15 protein-coding genes and 4 tRNA genes are annotated in these 16,939 nt (G+C 61.1%); 7 read left to right on the top strand and 12 right to left on the bottom strand.

Going from position 1 to position 16,939, the window contains the following annotated elements:
- Nucleotides 1-69: 69 nt before the first annotated feature.
- The 3 genes from radC to phaC form a co-directional block, all read right to left on the bottom strand.
- Nucleotides 70-888 (bottom strand): RadC family protein, encoded by an 819-nt coding sequence (gene radC, locus BSG19_RS10110; RefSeq protein WP_092987584.1) that lies wholly within the window; start codon nucleotides 886-888, stop codon nucleotides 70-72.
- Nucleotides 888-1,718 carry a type I methionyl aminopeptidase gene (map, locus tag BSG19_RS10105; protein WP_092987582.1) on the bottom strand — a complete coding sequence of 277 codons (831 nt, stop codon included), beginning with the start codon at nucleotides 1,716-1,718 and terminating at the stop codon, nucleotides 888-890. Before map ends, radC begins: the two co-directional genes overlap by 1 nt.
- A 216-nt stretch (nucleotides 1,719-1,934) precedes the next feature.
- A complete protein-coding gene (phaC, locus tag BSG19_RS10100; protein WP_092987580.1) occupies nucleotides 1,935-3,767 on the bottom strand; it encodes a PHA/PHB synthase family protein in 1,833 nt (610 codons plus the stop codon).
- Between the two features lie 146 nt (nucleotides 3,768-3,913).
- Between phaC and BSG19_RS10095 the strand changes: the two genes are divergently transcribed.
- The 4 genes from BSG19_RS10095 to recJ all read left to right on the top strand — a co-directional run bounded on the left by BSG19_RS10095 (nucleotide 3,914) and on the right by recJ (nucleotide 9,073).
- Nucleotides 3,914-4,264, top strand: a complete 351-nt coding sequence (locus tag BSG19_RS10095) for an SHOCT domain-containing protein (protein ID WP_244529193.1) — start codon at nucleotides 3,914-3,916, stop codon at nucleotides 4,262-4,264.
- 313 nt (nucleotides 4,265-4,577) lie between these two features.
- Entirely contained in the window at nucleotides 4,578-5,795 is a 1,218-nt protein-coding gene (locus tag BSG19_RS10090) for an LL-diaminopimelate aminotransferase (protein WP_062596454.1), read from the top strand.
- A gap of 86 nt (nucleotides 5,796-5,881) precedes the next feature.
- On the top strand, nucleotides 5,882-7,207 hold the full coding sequence (locus BSG19_RS10085; RefSeq protein WP_092987576.1) for a homoserine dehydrogenase: 1,326 nt from the start codon (nucleotides 5,882-5,884) through the stop codon (nucleotides 7,205-7,207).
- Between the two features lie 63 nt (nucleotides 7,208-7,270).
- Nucleotides 7,271-9,073 carry a single-stranded-DNA-specific exonuclease RecJ gene (recJ, locus tag BSG19_RS10080; protein ID WP_092987574.1) on the top strand — a complete coding sequence of 601 codons (1,803 nt, stop codon included), beginning with the start codon at nucleotides 7,271-7,273 and terminating at the stop codon, nucleotides 9,071-9,073.
- A gap of 137 nt (nucleotides 9,074-9,210) precedes the next feature.
- Here the strand turns inward: recJ and BSG19_RS10075 are convergent.
- From BSG19_RS10075 to BSG19_RS10060, 4 genes are all read right to left on the bottom strand, one after another.
- Nucleotides 9,211-9,285 (bottom strand) — tRNA-Glu (locus tag BSG19_RS10075).
- A gap of 173 nt (nucleotides 9,286-9,458) precedes the next feature.
- Nucleotides 9,459-9,533: transfer RNA gene (locus BSG19_RS10070), tRNA-Glu, on the bottom strand.
- A 134-nt stretch (nucleotides 9,534-9,667) separates the two neighbouring features.
- Complete coding sequence (locus BSG19_RS10065; RefSeq protein WP_170865922.1) at nucleotides 9,668-10,855, bottom strand: D-Ala-D-Ala carboxypeptidase family metallohydrolase; 1,188 nt, start codon at nucleotides 10,853-10,855, stop codon at nucleotides 9,668-9,670.
- Between the two features lie 202 nt (nucleotides 10,856-11,057).
- Nucleotides 11,058-11,498, bottom strand: coding sequence for a VOC family protein (locus BSG19_RS10060; protein WP_092987570.1), 441 nt, complete (start codon nucleotides 11,496-11,498; stop codon nucleotides 11,058-11,060).
- Nucleotides 11,499-11,694: 196 nt separating this feature from the next.
- Between BSG19_RS10060 and BSG19_RS10055 the strand changes: the two genes are divergently transcribed.
- A complete protein-coding gene (locus BSG19_RS10055; RefSeq protein WP_092987568.1) occupies nucleotides 11,695-12,273 on the top strand; it encodes a cold-shock protein in 579 nt (192 codons plus the stop codon).
- A gap of 10 nt (nucleotides 12,274-12,283) precedes the next feature.
- On the top strand, nucleotides 12,284-12,772 hold the full coding sequence (locus BSG19_RS10050) for a DUF192 domain-containing protein (RefSeq protein WP_092988427.1): 489 nt from the start codon (nucleotides 12,284-12,286) through the stop codon (nucleotides 12,770-12,772).
- Between the two features lie 152 nt (nucleotides 12,773-12,924).
- On the opposite strand, the gene BSG19_RS10045 is transcribed toward BSG19_RS10050, so the two are convergent.
- From BSG19_RS10045 to BSG19_RS10025, 5 genes are all read right to left on the bottom strand, one after another.
- A tRNA-Arg gene (locus BSG19_RS10045) sits at nucleotides 12,925-13,001 on the bottom strand.
- A 30-nt stretch (nucleotides 13,002-13,031) separates the two neighbouring features.
- A complete protein-coding gene (locus BSG19_RS10040; RefSeq protein WP_062468020.1) occupies nucleotides 13,032-13,337 on the bottom strand; it encodes an ETC complex I subunit in 306 nt (101 codons plus the stop codon).
- A gap of 198 nt (nucleotides 13,338-13,535) precedes the next feature.
- A tRNA-Pro gene (locus tag BSG19_RS10035) sits at nucleotides 13,536-13,612 on the bottom strand.
- A 156-nt stretch (nucleotides 13,613-13,768) separates the two neighbouring features.
- Nucleotides 13,769-14,158 (bottom strand): response regulator, encoded by a 390-nt coding sequence (locus tag BSG19_RS10030; RefSeq protein WP_092987566.1) that lies wholly within the window; start codon nucleotides 14,156-14,158, stop codon nucleotides 13,769-13,771.
- The gene (locus BSG19_RS10025; protein ID WP_092987564.1) at nucleotides 14,158-15,618 is read right to left on the bottom strand and encodes a PAS domain-containing sensor histidine kinase; all 1,461 of its coding nucleotides are present in this window, start codon (nucleotides 15,616-15,618) and stop codon (nucleotides 14,158-14,160) included. The genes BSG19_RS10030 and BSG19_RS10025 overlap by 1 nt, the downstream gene beginning before the upstream one ends.
- A gap of 219 nt (nucleotides 15,619-15,837) precedes the next feature.
- Between BSG19_RS10025 and BSG19_RS10020 the strand changes: the two genes are divergently transcribed.
- The gene (locus BSG19_RS10020) at nucleotides 15,838-16,932 is read left to right on the top strand and encodes a hypothetical protein (RefSeq protein WP_092987562.1); all 1,095 of its coding nucleotides are present in this window, start codon (nucleotides 15,838-15,840) and stop codon (nucleotides 16,930-16,932) included.
- Nucleotides 16,933-16,939: the final 7 nt, after the last annotated feature.

Genomic DNA, 16,939 nt, shown 5'->3' with positions numbered 1-16,939 from the left:
CAAAATGGCCGGAAACCGACAGGGCGGCAAGCCTTGCGCGAGTTTGGGCGGCCGCAGCCGGGAAACCAGCTAGATCAGCCGCAGTCCCCGAAGGCTCGCATGGCCGTCGCGGCCGATGATGATGTGGTCATGGACGGTGACGCCGAGCGGTTTGGCCGTATCGATGATCGTCTTCGTCATATCGATGTCGGCCCGCGATGGCGTCGGATCGCCCGAGGGATGGTTGTGCACGAGAATGACGGCGGTCGCCGAAAGCTCCAGCGCGCGCTTGACGACCTCCCGGGGGTAGACGGGCGTGTGGTCGATGGTGCCGGTCTGCTGCACTTCATCTGCGATGAGGGCGTTGCGCTTGTCGAGGAACAGAATCCGGAACTGCTCGCGAGTCTCGTTGGCCATGGCGGCGTGGCAATACTCGATCACCTGAGACCACGACGACAACACTTTCTTGCCCCGCAACTCACTCTTCAGCATGCGGTGGGCGATGGTTGAGACAAGCTTCAGATCCAGTGCGACAGCCTCGCCAATTCCCTTCACCTCCTGCAGCAGGGAGGGCGGAGCGCCGAGAACGCCGGAGAGCGTGCCGAACCGGTCGAGAAGTGCCTTCGCGATCGGTTTGGTATCGCGACGCGGGATGAGGCGAAACAGCAGGAGTTCGAGGAGTTCGTAATCGGCGAGCGCCGTATCGCCATTGTCCCGGTAACGGCTTCTCAGCCTGTCGCGGTGTCCGTGATAGTGCGCCTCGTCAGCATCTTTGACAGGCGGTTTCGCTGTCGACGATCTCTGCTTGGCCGCAGGCGTGGTGCGCGCTGGCTGGTCGGCAAAGAAGCCGCGTTCGTCCGCAGGCTCCTGCGCTTCGGCATCGGGATCAAAGGGAGGTTTGGCCCCCATCACGCCGCCGGGAGGCCGGGACGGTCGAGACCGGCGGGAGAGAGCGTGAAGATCTCGCAGCCATCCGCAGTCACACCGACGGCGTGCTCGTACTGAGCCGACAGCGAGCGGTCGCGCGTGACCGCCGTCCAGCCATCGGCCAGCACCTTCACATGCGGCCTGCCGAGATTGATCATGGGCTCGATGGTGAAGATCATGCCTTCGCGCATCTCGGGTCCGTCACTGGCGCGCCCATAATGCAGTATGTTCGGTGCGTCATGGAAGAGCCGCCCGACACCATGGCCGCAGAAATCCCGCACCACGGAGCAACGCTCTGCCTCGGCGAAGGTCTGGATAGCCTCTCCGATTGCGCCGATTCGCGCGCCGGGCTTTACCGCCGCGATGCCGCGCATCAGGCACTCATGCGTCACCTCGAGAAGCCGCTGTGCTGCGCGCTTGATCTCGCCGACGGGATACATCCGGCTCGAATCGCCATGCCACCCGCCCACCACATAGGTCACGTCGATATTGACGATATCGCCTTCGCGCAGCGGCTTGTCGTTTGGAATGCCGTGGCAGACGACGTGGTTGATCGACGTGCAGGAAGATCTGGTATAGCCGCGATAGTTTAGCGTCGCGGGGAGAACTCCGTTCTCCATGCCGAAATCGAAAACGAAACGGTCGATGGCATCCGTGGTGACACCCGGCTTGACGACATCGACAAGCGCATCGAGACAGCGGGCCGTGATGAGGCAGGCCCGCCGCATGCCTTCGAAATCCTCTGCCGTGTGAAGCCGGATGACCCCGGTATTCCGTGTGGGCGCGGCCGCCGCTTCGATATAGTTGACCATAGCCCGATTCTTCCTGCTTGCCTGTCTAGCGTCTTTTGCGTTCTGGATCCCACATGGGGATGCCTCCCGGGGATGTCATGCCGAACCGTGAGGCCGACCTGCCGCTTATGCTAGAGGCAAGGGCGGATGTCGGCAATGAACGGGATGGTAAAACCACAGCTCAGAGGGTTGAAGTTCAGCAAATATGTGCACGGCCGCCGCGCAACCGACGGTCGCTCAGGCGCGAACCCTGACATAGGAGCCCGGAGCTTCCTCGAGCGAGTTCATCGCGCCGCCCGTTCGCCGGGCGGGAACCCGCTCGCCATCGAGCGACGCCACCCAGTCGTGCCAGTTGGGCCACCACGAGCCTTGCGTTTCCTCGGCATTCGCAATCCAGTCTTCCAGTTCGCCAACCGGAGCACCACCTGTCCAGAACTGATACTTGCGCTTGTCGGGCGGATTGACCACCCCGGCGATATGCCCCGAGCCGGAGAGCACGAAGGTGACCTCGCCGCCGAAGGCGCTGCTGCCGAGAAAGACCGATTTCGCCGGTGCGATGTGATCTTCGCGCGCTGCGAGATTGTAGATCGGGATCGTCACGTCCTTCAGGGAGAGCGTCTTGCCCGCGAGCATCATCTCTCCGCGGCTGAGTTTGTTCTCGAGATAGCAATTGCGCAGGTAGAACGAGTGGTTCGCAGCCGGCATCCGTGTCGAATCGGCGTTCCAGTAGAGAAGGTCGAAAGCCGAGGGTTCGACGCCCTTCAGGTAATTGTTGACGAAATAGGGCCAGATCAGGTCGGATGCGCGCAGCATGTTGAACGCGAGCGCCATGCTCGATCCTTCGAGGTAGCCCTTCTCGCTCATGCGCTTTTCGATCTGCGAGATCTGGTCTTCGTCGACGAAGACCTTGAGATCGCCCGCGTGGGTAAAATCGACCTGTGTCGTAAAAAGCGTTGCGGATCGGATGCGCTGGTCACCCTCCTGCGCGTGAAGCGCCAGTGTGGCCGAGAGGAGCGTGCCACCCACGCAGTAACCCACGGCGTTGACCTCATCTTCGCCCGTCGCCTGCTTCACCGTATCGAGGGCGAAATCGATGCCTTCGCGCGCGTAGGACTCCCAGTCCTTGGCCGCATGACGCTCGTCCGGGTTCACCCAGGAAATGACGAAGACGGTGTGCCCCTGATCCACCGCCCATTTGATGAAGGATTTCTGAGGGTTCAGGTCCAGAACGTAGAATTTGTTGATCCAGGGCGGGCAGATGAGGAGAGGGCGCTTCAGGACCGTTTCGGTCGTGGCATCGTACTGGATGACCTGACAGACATCACTCTGCGCCAGCACCTTGCCCGGCGTCAGCGCAATGTTCTCGCCAATTGCAAACTTGCTCGTATCGCTCTGACGCAGGCGCAGATCGCCTTTGCCGGAGAGGATGTCTTCGGCGAGCATCCGCATGCCGTTGACGAGATTGGCGCCGTTGGCGGCCACCGTCTCGCGATAGAGTTGCGGATTGGTTGCGATGAAGTTCGAGGGAGAGAGAGCCTCGGTGACCTGCCGAACATAGAATGCGGCCTTGTGGCGCGTATGCTCATCCAGCCCCTCCGTCTGCGTCACCATCTTTTCCGCCCAGTCCGACAGAACGAGATAGGCCTGTCGCAGCATGTCGAAGAAGGGATTGGTGACCCAGTCCGGGTCGGCGAAGCGTTTGTCGCTCGGCCGCTCGACAGGCGTTTCCACGCCGCTGACCTTCTGCAGGCTCCGAGTCCACATGCCCATCATGCTGGTCATCAGATGCGTCTGCGCCTCGAACGACCGGCGCGGATCCGACATCCAGTATTCGGAAACCTTGGAGAGGGTCTTCACGAGATCCGTCATGGGATCGGCGATCGTGTCGATCTTCTCGCCGCTTTCCCGCGGTGCGAGCCATGCGGACGCCGCCTTGCCAACATGCTCCAGCGAACGGGCAAGGTTGACGGTCAGGGTCTCGGGATCCTTGATGAGATAGGCTTCGACCGCTTTGGGATCGAAACCCGGAAAAGCGCGTCCGCCGTTGCCGGTCGTCTTGTCGTCTCCCACCAGATCCTCCCGCCATATCTCTTTGTTTTGGCTTTTTACATTCTGCCGGAATATCACTACAAGTGCCAGCGGATGTTGCCATGCGGGGCCGGGAAGCGCCACGCAAATCGGCAACCGCCGCACGATCCGGGTTATAGAGGGATGCCATGAAATTGCTGTCGGGACATTCGATGCTGCGCATTGCGGCGATCAGCGCGCTTGGCGCCACCGCCGTCGGCTGCACGACTCCCCAGGCCGATCGCACGCCGGTCTACACCTCCACGATGGCCCGCCCGGTGCCGACCGACGTCTATCCGCGCATCGAAGGCAGGCTTTCCGCTGCGGCACCGCAAATGACAAACGAAGAGGCCGCCAGCGTATCGACGCGGCTGAGCGCGCTCTCGGCCCGTCGCGCGTCCGGTGCGATCTCCGAAGCCGAGTACCGCCGTCGCCTTGCCGAATTGAACGCGCTCGCCGAACATCACGGCGCTGACACGCTCAACGAGATTCGCAATTAAGGCTTGCCTTTCGAGCCGTTTGGACGCAAAGCCAGAACGTCGACCGAGGGGTGGATCCGGCCTTTTTTCATAAGGCGTTTCCGGTCGCGCTGCAGCTTTGCAGGCCGTAGAACACGTCCGGCGATGTTCGCAGATCTCTCCCTGTCGTCGTGTTTCCGGTACGCTGGCAAAAACGCCAGCTTCGGAAAGGTTGCGACAGGCATACTGCAAGAGAACGCGTCATCATTTTGCCGATACGCTGTTCACATTACATCAAGAGAACGCCCTCACGCGCGTCCGACCGGATGCAGGCGTTCTGGACAAGGTCAGAGAGATGGAAGAGTTTCATAAAGTCCGGCGTCTGCCGCCCTACGTCTTCGAACAGGTCAATCGCCTGAAGGCTAGCGCGCGAGCGGGCGGCGCCGACATTATCGACCTCGGCATGGGTAACCCCGATCTTCCGACGCCTCAGGCTATCGTTGATAAGCTTTGCGAGGTCGTGCGCGATCCGCGCACCCACCGCTATTCCTCGTCCAAGGGCATTCCCGGTCTTCGCCGGGCGCAGGCCGCTTATTACGCACGTCGGTTCGGCGTGAAGCTCAATCCCGACACGCAGGTCGTGGCCACGCTCGGTTCCAAGGAGGGCTTTGCCAACATGGCGCAGGCCATCACGGCGCCTGGCGATGTCGTGCTCTGCCCGAACCCGACCTATCCCATCCACGCTTTCGGCTTCCTGATGACGGGGGGCGTCATCCGCTCCATTTCGGTCGAGCCGGACGATACGTTCTTCCCTCCGCTGGAACGGGCCATCAAGCACTCGATCCCGAAGCCGATTGCGCTGATCATCAATTATCCGTCCAACCCGACGGCGCATGTGGCAACGCTCGATTTCTACAAGGAAGTCGTCGCCTTCGCCAAACGCAACGACATCGTCATCCTGTCGGACTTGGCCTATTCCGAGATCTACTTCGGTGATACGCCGCCGCCATCGGTTCTGGAAGTTCCCGGCGCGATGGATTGCACTGTCGAATTCACCTCCATGTCGAAGACCTTCTCCATGCCCGGCTGGCGCATCGGTTTTGCCGTCGGCAACGAACGTCTTATCTCGGCGCTGACACGCGTGAAATCCTACCTCGACTACGGCGCCTTCACGCCGATCCAGGTGGCTGCCACGCACGCCCTGAATGGTGATGGGTCCGACATCGCGGAAGTTCGCGCCGTGTACAAGCGCCGCCGCGACGTGCTGGTGGAGAGCTTCGGCAAAGCCGGTTTCGAAGTGCCGCCGCCGGAAGCGACCATGTTCGCCTGGGCCAAGATCCCGGAAAAATTCCGTCATCTCGGCTCGCTCGAATTCTCGAAGCTGCTTGTTGAGAAGGCCGACATCGCGGTCGCGCCCGGCATCGGCTTCGGCGAGCAGGGAGACGATTACGTCCGTATCGCGCTGGTCGAGAACGAGCATCGCATCCGCCAGGCGGCGCGGAACCTGAAGAAGTTCCTCTCGACCGCGGACGACACGTTGCACAACGTGATTTCGCTCAACGCACGCCGCTAGGCGTTTGCTGTGCGACGAACAATCGCAAACACATATTCCCGCCGCAGTGGCGGCGGGACAATTTCAAGACAGTAGGGATGATGAGTATGGCAGACGCGCTGAGAATCGGCATTGCGGGCTTGGGTACCGTGGGCGCCTCTCTTGTCCGCATCCTCACCGAACGCCGTGAATCGCTCGCCACGACCTGCGGTCGGCCCATTGAGGTCGTTGCCGTCACCGCCCGTGATCGGGCCAAGGATCGCGGCATCGCGCTTGCCGACGATATCTGGTTTGCCGATGCGGGAACGCTGGCGGCCGATGCTCAGATGGATGTGTTCGTCGAGCTCATGGGTGGCGCGGGCGATCCTGCCTATTCCGCGGTGAAGACCGCGCTTGCCCGCGGTATCCACGTCGTCACCGCCAACAAGGCGCTTCTGGCTTCACATGGCATCGAGCTTGCCGGTATCGCCGAAAAACACGGCGCTCTTCTGAACTACGAGGCTGCTGTCGCCGGCGGCATCCCTGTCATCAAGGCATTGCGCGAGTCGATGACCGGCAACACGATTGCCCGCGTCTACGGCATCATGAACGGAACCTGCAATTACATCCTGACGAAGATGGAGAAGGAAGGACTGAGCTTCGAGGCATGCCTCAAGGAAGCCCAGCGTCTCGGTTATGCCGAGGCCGATCCGGCCTTCGACATTGAGGGCAACGACACGGCCCATAAGCTCTCGATCCTGACCAGCCTTGCCTTCGGCACCGCCATTGCAGCCGACGACATCTACCTCGAGGGCATTACGAACATTTCCATCGAAGACATTCAGGCGGCCTCCGATCTCGGCTACCGGATCAAGCTTCTTGGCGTCGCCCAGCGCACGGATAGCGGTGGCATCGAGCAGCGCGTCCATCCGACGATGGTCCCGTTCGATTCCGTTATCGCCCAGGTGGATGGTGTGACGAACGCGGTCGCGATCGAATCTGATATCCTCGGCGAACTTCTGATGGTAGGCCCCGGTGCCGGCGGCAACGCGACGGCCTCCGCCGTCCTTGGCGATATCGCCGACATCGCCAAGAGCCGCCCGGGAGCACAGCATGTTCCGGCATTCGGCCGCCCGGTCGATGCGCTTATTCCGTATACGCGCGCCCAGATCCAGAGCCATGAAGGCGGCTATTTCATTCGGTTGAAAGTCATCGACCGAGCCGGCGTCTTCGCCAGCGTCGCCTCCCGCATGGCCGAGAACGGCATCTCGCTCGAATCGATCATGCAGCATTCCAAACACACGCAGGAAACCGGCAAACCGCAGACGATCATTCTCGTCACCCACGCGACGGCCGAACATTCGGTTCGCGATGCCGTGGCGGCGATCAAGGGCGAAGGCTATCTTGTCGGCGAACCGCAGGTCATTCGTATCGAGCGTCCGAAGGATTACTGAGATCGGCGCCGCCTCGTCCGCAATATCGGCCAGCCGGCCCATGTCAGACGGGAACGGACGCCGATGAGCGAACTTCCGGACCCGGTTCCGCGCGCGTTTCTCGGCGTCGAGACGTCTGTCACGGGACAACGTTGGGTGTCGCGGCTCGATCAGGCGGGTCAGAACCGGGCCCTGGCGATCAGCCAGGTGCACGGGCTTCCAGACCTTATTTCCCGCGTGCTGGCTGGACGGGGCGTCCAGCAGGAAGATGCGATCGCGTTCCTCGATCCCACCATCCGCAGCCTGATGCCGGATCCGGACAAGCTCACCGACTGCCGGAAGGCGGCCGTCCGCATTGCCGACGCAATCGCGCGACAAGAGCGCGTGGCTATTTTCGGGGATTACGATGTAGATGGCGCAGCGTCCTCGGCCATTCTCTATCGCCTGCTCACCCATTTCGGCGTTACGGCGGAAATCTACATTCCCGACCGAATCTTCGAAGGCTACGGCCCGAACCCGGCTGCCATCGACAAGCTGATCGATAACGGTGCGGGTTTGATCGTCACAGTCGATTGCGGATCGACAAGCCACGAATCGCTGCAACGTGCGCAGGCGCGCGGCACCGACGTCGTCGTCATCGACCACCATCAGGTCTCAGGAGAACTGCCGCCAGCGGTGGCGCTGGTGAACCCCAACCGGGAAGACGACCTTTCGGGGCAGGGGCACCTCTGCGCGGCCGGTGTCGTCATGCTGGTGCTCGTCAACCTGCTGCGTGTCCTGCGCGAGCGTGGCGACCTCAGAGCCGGGAGTTTCGATCTCCTGTCCCATCTCGACATCGTTGCCCTTGCGACCGTTTGCGACGTGGTGCCCCTGAAGGGTCTGAACCGCGCCTATGTCGTCAAGGGCCTGATCGCCGCCCGCCATATGAAGAACCCAGGCCTTGCCGCCCTCTTCCGAAAGGCCGGCCTCAGCGGTCCCGTCACGCCTTACCATTTCGGGTTTCTCGTCGGGCCGCGCATCAATGCCGGCGGACGCATCGGCGATGCAGCACTCGGCAGCCGCCTTCTGACGCTGGACGATACCAACGAGGCCGATGCCATCGCCGCACGTCTCGATGAACTCAATCGTGAGCGTCAGGCGATCGAGCAGGTGATGTTGATGGAGGCGCAGGCCGAGGCGCTCGCGGAATATGGCACTGGCGAAGGCGCCTCGGTGATCGTCACGGCCCGCGAGAATTGGCACCCTGGCATCGTTGGCCTGCTCGCAGCCCGCCTCAAGGAGAGCTTCCGCCGCCCGGCCTTCGCCATCTCCTTCGACCTCAATGGCCGGGGAACCGGCTCCGGGCGCTCGATTGCCGGTTTCGATATCGGCAAGGTCGTGCGTGCGGCGGTGGACGAGGGACTTCTCGTCAAGGGCGGCGGCCACGCCATGGCCGCGGGCCTGACCGTGGAGCGCGCCAATCTCGGACGCCTGCGCCACTTCCTCGAGGAACGCGCCGCGCGCACGGTTCACGATCTGGTCGCAGCGGAGACCGTAAAGATCGACGGCGCTTTGGCGGCGTCCGGTGCGACCATCGATCTGATAGATCGGCTGGAGCAGGCGGGGCCGTACGGCTCCGGTCATCCCCAGCCAGTATTCGCGATCCCCGCGCACAGGGTGCGTGATGTGCGGCAGATCGGAACGGACCACGTCAAGGTCACTCTTGAGGGGCAGGATGGTGCACGACTGGATGCGATCGCCTTTCGCGCCTTCCAGACGCCTCTGGGCGACTTTCTTCTCGCCGCGCGGGGGATGAGCATCCATACCGCAGGAAGCCTCTCGGCCGACATCTGGCAAGGCACCCGACGCGTTCAGTTGCGCATCCTCGACGCTGCGCGCGCGATGTGAAGGTCAAGCTTTTCGTTGTGGCGCCGCCGTGTGCGAGCGCTGGCGAGGTCGCTCATTCGGAAAACGAGCGGACCTGCGTGCTCTCGTTGAGAACACATCGATAAAATCGCAATTTGAAGGGAAGTAGAGAAGCCAGGTGGTACGCCCTAGGGGAGTCGAACCCCTCTTCCCAGAATGAAAATCTGGTGTCCTAACCGATAGACGAAGGGCGCATTCGCTGGTGGCCGGCTTATAGGCTTAGGATCTTCCGGAGGCAAGAGGAAAAACGCAGGAAGCCGAGAAATTCTCCAAATGCCCTCAGAGTGATTTCAACACAAAACCAACGCGATGTGCGAGAACGCTAAAGCTGTTCAGTAAAAATCGGAGGAGGAGTTTGACCGCAAAGTGGTACGCCCTAGGGGAGTCGAACCCCTCTTCCCAGAATGAAAATCTGGTGTCCTAACCGATAGACGAAGGGCGCAGTCGCTTTGCGGTGGCCGTCTTATAGTCAGCGGTTTTCAGGACCGCAAGCCGCAAATCTCATTTTGTCGTAAAAATATCATGGCTGTGGACGACGGCGGGTTTGAGGCAGAAAAACGACGTTAAATCAGCCGTTTATGCATTTCTGGGACCACAGGCCCAGTTCCAGTCGCGCCGCGGCCCGATGTCGATATGGACGGACTGTGTGTGACAGTAGGTGCCGACGCCGCCGCGCCCCTCGGACGCACGCAGGAACGTCGCGACATCCCACTTGCTGACGCCTGCTACCTGGATATCCGCTGCCTCGCAGGTCAGGTGCCGCGACTGCGGCCGACCGCCGACCTTGATATTATGGCTGAGGCTACGCCGCCCGGAGGTAACGAGCACCTTCTTGCCGAAATGCCGTTCCACCGATTTGAGGATGTTCAACAGTTGTGGTTTGAAGCAGCCGGTCTCAACTGTCTCCGTCTGCAAGAGAAGACCGCTGGGCGCGAGCCGGGCGAGGCCTGAGAGTGAAGCCATCTGAACCTTTGGGCTGTTATCGTCGTGATTCTCGGCAGTGTCGTCGACCGTGGCGAACATCGAACGGGCATGGATGCCGGGGAGGGCTGTATAGCTGAGCGCTGCGACCTGCTGTGGCGCCATGCCGGCCATGCTGGGCAGAGGCTGGTTGTTAGCCGGCTTACCGGACGGACCGGCGCTGCTCTTCGCATCCGGCAGCTGGGGCTTGCCGAACAACCCGATCAGCGACGCGGAAGCCTTCGGCGTGTCAACAGTTTGAGGAACAGATGCAGGCCTCAGGCTCTCCAGTGCCGTCTCGGCCGGTATTTCGTTCGTTGGCGTTGCTGCGCCGCGGCCCCGATAGCCTGCATCCGTGGACTGAGCTGGCAGTGGCCGCTGCAACATGGGCGGTGGCATGACCTGCTCCTGAGGAGTTGCGCGGAAAAGGCTCGCCGGCGATGACCCGCCGCCTGAAATGGGTGAAGTGCCGGACGCGCCACCAACGGAGAAGATGCTGCTCGATGTCGCTTGGAGGCCCGTTCCCTGCATGACGATGGCACCCGGCTGTGCTGGTGCCTGAGGCTGTGCCGCCTGCGCCTCAGCAACCCCTGCGCCGGAAGCTTGGCCGGCGGGCGCTCTCGCGGATGTCGGTCCCGATGCAACAACCGGTACATCCGTCTCGCCGATTTCAGGTGCGACAACACCTTCCACAATCTGATCGGTAACCGGCTTGCCCGTTACGCAGCCCGTGAGCAGCACGGCGGCAAGGACCGCCGATCCGACACTGGCAAGAAAGGGGTTGGACAAAGGACCGTATCGCACGTTGCATCTCCCGAACGACGGCCCCGATCCAAGGTGAGAAGCGGACCGTGCCATCATGGCCGATGCCCAAAAACAAATGTCCGGGCAGATCTCAAGGGAGAGCTATGCGCCAGCCCCGTTGCGTGGAGCTTGCGTTATGCCTTGCGGCGATCACTGGTCCGCCGCAAGGTGTCATGAAATGCGAGTGGTTATATGGAAACTGTCACCAGGCGCCTGTGTTTTCCATCGATGACCACGGCTCCTGCGGTGCAAGCGGCTCGCCCTTCTGGAGGATCTCGATGGAGATGCCATCCGGCGAGCGTACGAAGGCCATGTTGCCGTCACGGGGTGGACGGTTGATGGTGACGCCGGCATCCATCAGTTTCTGGCAGATGGCGTAGATATCATCGACTTCGTAGGCAAGGTGACCGAAGTTGCGGCCGCCGGTGTAGTCCTCGGTGTCCCAGTTGTAGGTCAGCTCGAGGCAGGGCGACAGGCGCGACTGCGCATGATCGGCATCGCCCGGCGCGGCCAGAAAGACGAGCGTGAAGCGCCCCTTTTCATTTTCCGTCCGTCGCACCTCTTGCAGTCCGAACAGTGTGCCGTAAAAATGCAGTGCCTGATCAAGGTCCTTAACCCGAACCATTGTGTGCAGATAACGCATGAAAGCCCTCTTTCCTGTTGTTACCTGTCCTATCTAGCGCTGCGCCAGCCAGACACAAGGCTGGAATCATAGCTTGCCGATAGCGGCAAATTTCGTTCCGGGGGCTTGCCCACAAGCGGCGGGACGATGTTATTCTGATGCTCAAGAATCAGTTAACCGCAGCAATCGTGATGCGTATTCGAGGGGCTGGCAGACAATGGTGGACAGGATTTCGGCGAAAGATGTCGCACCAGATGAAGATTTTGCCGGTGATGCACTCGACCTGATCGAGATCACCGGTGTCATCAAGTGGTTCGACGTTGCCAAGGGTTTCGGCTTCATCATTCCGGACAACGGCATGCAGGACGTTCTTCTGCACGTCACATGCCTGCGCCGTGATGGCTACCAGACGGTTCTGGAGGGTGCGCGCATCGTCGCGCTCATCCAGAAGCGTGACCGCGGATACCAGGCTTTCCGTATTCTCTCCATGGATCAGTCGACCGCTGTGCACCCGTCGCAGCTGCCGCCCGTGAAAACGCATGTTCAGGTGACGCCCACCAGTGGCCTGGAGCGCGTGCTTGTAAAGTGGTTCAACCGCACCAAGGGCTTCGGCTTCCTGACCCGCGGCGATGGCACCGAGGATATTTTCATTCACATGGAAACGCTGCGCCGTTTCGGTCTCACCGAACTGCGGCCCGGCCAGACAGTGCTCGTGCGGTTCGGCGATGGCGACAAAGGGCTGATGGCGGCAGAAATTCACCCTGACGTACCCGCACCCGCGGGCCGTGCGCATTGACGAGTTCGGCATGTTGAGCCTGCGCGACGTAGCTCGCCGCGCCATCATTATGACGGGCATCCTGCTGGCGGCTGCGTCGTCGAACGCTGCGGACGTGACGTTCGAAAGCGCGCCGCTGACGATCGAGACAACGGATGGCAGGACGCACGCATTCACGGTGGAGTTGGCGCTCGATAGCGATCAACGCGCCCAAGGGCTGATGTTCCGCCGCGAAATGCCTTCCGATCACGGCATGCTTTTCGATTTCGGTCAGACGCGTCAGGTGATGATGTGGATGAAGAACACATTCCTTCCGCTGGATATGCTGTTCGTGTCGAAAGACGGAAAGGTGGAAACCGTCCACGAGAACGCCGTGCCGCACTCCGAAGCCATCATCGATTCCCGCGTGCCCGTTGCCTATGTGGTCGAGCTAAACGCCGGCACGGCAAAAACCCTGTCGATCACTCCCGGCGCCCGCATAGACCTGCCGCGACAGCTTCCAATGGCCAAGCCTGACTGACGTCCGGCCGAGATAGACGAGTATCCTGACATCCGCCAAAATATCAGCGGATGTCCTGTGATGTCAGATTTTGTGCACGTCTGACAACACCGTCCGATCCTTCATTCACGAATGCACGGCGCATTGGACCCGACTATTGAACGATGGAAATATGGCGACCCCTGCAGGGCTCGAACCTGCGACAACCTGCTTAGAAGGCAGGTGCTCTATCCAGCTGAGCTAAGGGGCCTTAGGCGCCGCTGAAGGCGGCGCGGGTTTGTCAGTGCGTCCAGGGTTGCATCCGGCTATAGCGGAAGTTGTCGCTATAGGAGACGTTCTTCCGTGTCGGGTCCTTCGGCGCGATGACGCGGTATTCGATGCCGTTGCGCTCGGCATAGGCAACGGCGGCTTCCGCGCTTTCGAAGGTAAGCTTGACCTGCTGGCGCGTATCGGCCGAACTCGTATAACCCATCATCGGATCAATCGTGCGGGGCGTTTCCTGATCGAATTCGAGCACCCAAAGATTGGTCTTTGCCTTGCCGGACTGCATCGCGGTCTTGGCGGGACGATAAATCTTGGCGGACATTCCTCAAACTCCAAGCATGGCATGTGCCGGCTCAGCCGGCTTTCCTGTGGCATAACGCACAAATGCTGAAAACGGAATGACCTTGATGCAAGCTCTATCGAATTTTCCGTTCGAAGCATCACCAAAATCGTCTCGCAGGTTTGCGACAGACGAAGCGGCCATCATCTCTGAAACATTTTGATCATCAGGGAAAATCGGTGGTCGGAGTGGAGAGATTCGAACTCCCGACCCTCTGGTCCCAAACCAGATGCGCTACCAGGCTGCGCTACACTCCGTGCCGATGGGTGGGCAATACACGCTCGATGGCAGGGCCGCAAGGGCGAAAGGAGTGCGACCATCGAATTATCATTGCGAGGCATCGTTCGGCTGCTGAACAGACCGCGCGATGCGAAAGTCACGGCGCCATCGGCAAGCTCACGGCACTTCCGATGTTACCTGGCATCCCCTGCGATGAGCTTCAGCGCTGCCAGCGTCCGCTTCAGCAAGCGCTCTGATATCGGCTTCGACAGGAAAACCGCGCCTTGGGGTAGGGTGCCGTCGGCCGGGTTGTAGCGGCCGGAGATGATGACGAGGGGGCAGGCGGGGTTGCGGCTTGCGACGAGATGCGCCAGCTGGAGACCGTTCATCGAGCCGGGCATGTCGATGTCGGTGAACAGCGCGGAGATTGCGGGCAACGTGTCCATCACCTTCAATGCCTGATCCGCGTTTCCGGCCTCTATCACGGCGAGGCCTAGATCGGAGAGGGCGTCGGCGAGATCCATCCGGATAAGGCCATCGTCTTCCACGACGAGCACGGGCGAGTGGCGCGGGTGATCGTCCATCAATGTTCCCTCTGGAAGCTCTCGAGGTCGGCGGTCACGATGCAGCGCAGACCTTCGGGCGCATACGTTATCTCCGCGCGCCCGTCGGATGTGCCGTTCAAACCGGCCGAAATCAGCCTCGATCCCGAGCCCTTCACGACCGGTTCGACGACGGTCGGGCCGCCACTTTCCGTCCATATCATCTCGAACCGGTTGGCTTCCGGCAGGACCACGCGCCAGCGCAGATCGACGCTGCCGGTCGGCACGGAGAGTGCACCGTGCTTCACGGCGTTCGTCGCGAGTTCATGCAGGATGAGCGACAAGGACAGTGAAGGGCGGGAACCAATCTTCAGATTAGGGCCGGATGTCAGAAAGCGCGGCGCGGAGGGATCGTCATGTAGATCCGTCATCTGCTCGACCAGCTGGCGCACGGTCGAAGAACCACGGCCACCCTCGAGAATCGTGTCGTGCGCGGCGCTCAGAACGGCGAGGCGTTCGGAAAGCCGCTGGCGTGCCGAAGCGATATCGGGAGCATTGCGCAGGGTCTGCGAGGCGATCGCCTGCACCATTGCGAGTTGATTCTTAAGCCTGTGCCCGAGTTCATGCGAAAGGAGTTCGCGGCTGGCTTCCTCTGCTCGAGGCTCCGTCACATCGCGCGCCTGCACGAGAATGCCGCTGATCGTGCCGTCTTCCTGCCGCATTGCCTGATAGGAAAGGTCGATAAGGCGGCGCTGCATTTCGCCGTCCGGCCCGCGATTGAGTTCGATCGGCATGTTGCGCGCGATGAAGCTTTCGCCGGTTCGGTAGACACCATCGAGAATATCGACGAATCCCTGGCGCACGACCTCGGCCACGGCTTCCGCCACGGTCTTGCCGATGATGTCCCGGCCGACGCCGATCATCGAGTAATATTCCTCGTTCGCGTAGTCGAAGACATGGTTCGGGCCGACGAGCATCGCGATTCCGCCGGGGCTGAGTTCGAACACCTGCCGGAACCTCTCCCGCTGCGTCCGTTCTGCGCGGCGGACCATCACCTGCGTGGTAATCTCCGTGCAGGCGCAGAACATGCCGAGCACGGTGCCCCACGGATCGCGCACTGGCGTGTAGGAAAAAGCGAAGTGCGTTTCTTCCGGATAGCCATTCCGGTGCATGGTAAACTCGATATCGTCCATCGACGTTCCCAGCCCTTCATAGGCATCGGTGATGATGGGTTCCACGGCATCCCAGATGTCATGCCATAGCGCACGAAACGAATGGCCGAAGGCTGCGGGATGTCGCTGGCCGCACATCGCCGCGTAGCCGTCATTGTAGAGTGTGGTCTGGTGGGGCCCCCAGACGATGAGCATCGGCTGGAGAGAGCCAAGCATGACGCTCGTCAATGTTTTCAGTTCGACGCTCCAGTCCTCACGGGGGCCGAGCGGTGTGCCTGACCAGTCCATTTCATTGAAGAGTTTCCCGCAGTCGGGATTGGCAGGAAACATCAACGGGTCCTCTGGTCGGCGGCACTTGTCGGAGCCAGTACACGATCGTTCCGGCGATGTAGCGCCATGTGGCTCATTCTTCCAGTCAGGCGCACCGCCAATTCAGGCAAATCAGGGGAATAGCCGGGCTATGCTGCGTAAGTGTAATCCTACGGCTTTCCCGCCCGGTTCCACTGTGCCATGGACGGTGGAACAGCCCATACGGAAAAGGTCTTCGATTTGCCCGAACTCGTGCTCCCCCGTCGTCCGCTAAGGCTGGCACCCGATAGTATCTCCACGCCGAGGGCCTATTACTGGTCGACGCCGGTCATTCTGGCGCTTTGCATTTTCCTGCTCGTATGGGAAGGGCCGGGCGTGCTGAGGGATTTCACCATCAGCCAGAATCCTGTCCTTATCGAGGACGGCGACGTCCAGAACGGGCGCTGCACCACGCGCAAGGCCATCTTCACCGATTGCGAAGCCCGCCTCGTCTACAGCTACGCCGGCAAGGACTACGAAACCGACGTCGAGATCATGTTCGTCGACTTTCATGTCGGGGACTACGAGACGGGCCTCGTCATCTCGGGTGATCATCCGGAACTGGCGACGATGAGCCTCGGCCTCGACAAGCTCTGGAACCGTATTATCACGTTGACGCTGTTCGTTCTTTTCCTCGGGGGGCTTGGTGTCGGGATGATTTTTCTCGGCCTGCGGATCTGGCGCGTCCTTAGAAAACTGCGGCATCCCGCCATGCTTGCTGTGGTGCCGGTGGAGATTGCCGCATTCGATCGCAAGCGCAACATGCTCTCGATCACGTATAACGATTCGATCGCGGACGATAAGACGAAGCGCTCGGCCTATACGAAGATGCAAAAGGGCGAGGAGCCTATGATTGTGGGTGCGAACGGGGGTAAGCCGGTCGCTCTCGCCGTCCGGCATGGCAATACGGCGCTCCCGGTGCTGCTTGATGATCGTCTGACGAGGGTGGAGCTGACGGATGCGGAGCGTGCAGATGCGCTTCTGCCCTTCCAGCAGGTGCCAGACGGCCATGACGGTCGCCCGCTGCTCGTGGAAGCACCGCGCCAGACGATGTCGATCTGGAAGCGACTGCAGATCCTGATCGGTGTGCTGCTTCTTATGGTGGTCGGCGTTGTTGGTTTCTGGCTCTGGTACGTTCTCGCCTCGGATACGCAGTTCCAGTCGCCGGGCATGGATATCAACAACATGATGCCGGCACCGGTCAACGAATGGGGGTGCGACCAGCTGAAGAAGCGCTTCGGAGAGCAGCGCGCGCCTTTCGGCTGCACGGCGGGCGACTATACGAGTTGGAAGTGATCTTGAA

The sequence above is a fragment of the Rhizobium sp. NFR03 genome (assembly GCF_900111275.1).
GTDB lineage: Bacteria > Pseudomonadota > Alphaproteobacteria > Rhizobiales > Rhizobiaceae > Ferranicluibacter.
Note: the sequence above shows the minus strand (reverse complement) of the source record. Positions and strands in the feature narration are given on the sequence as shown.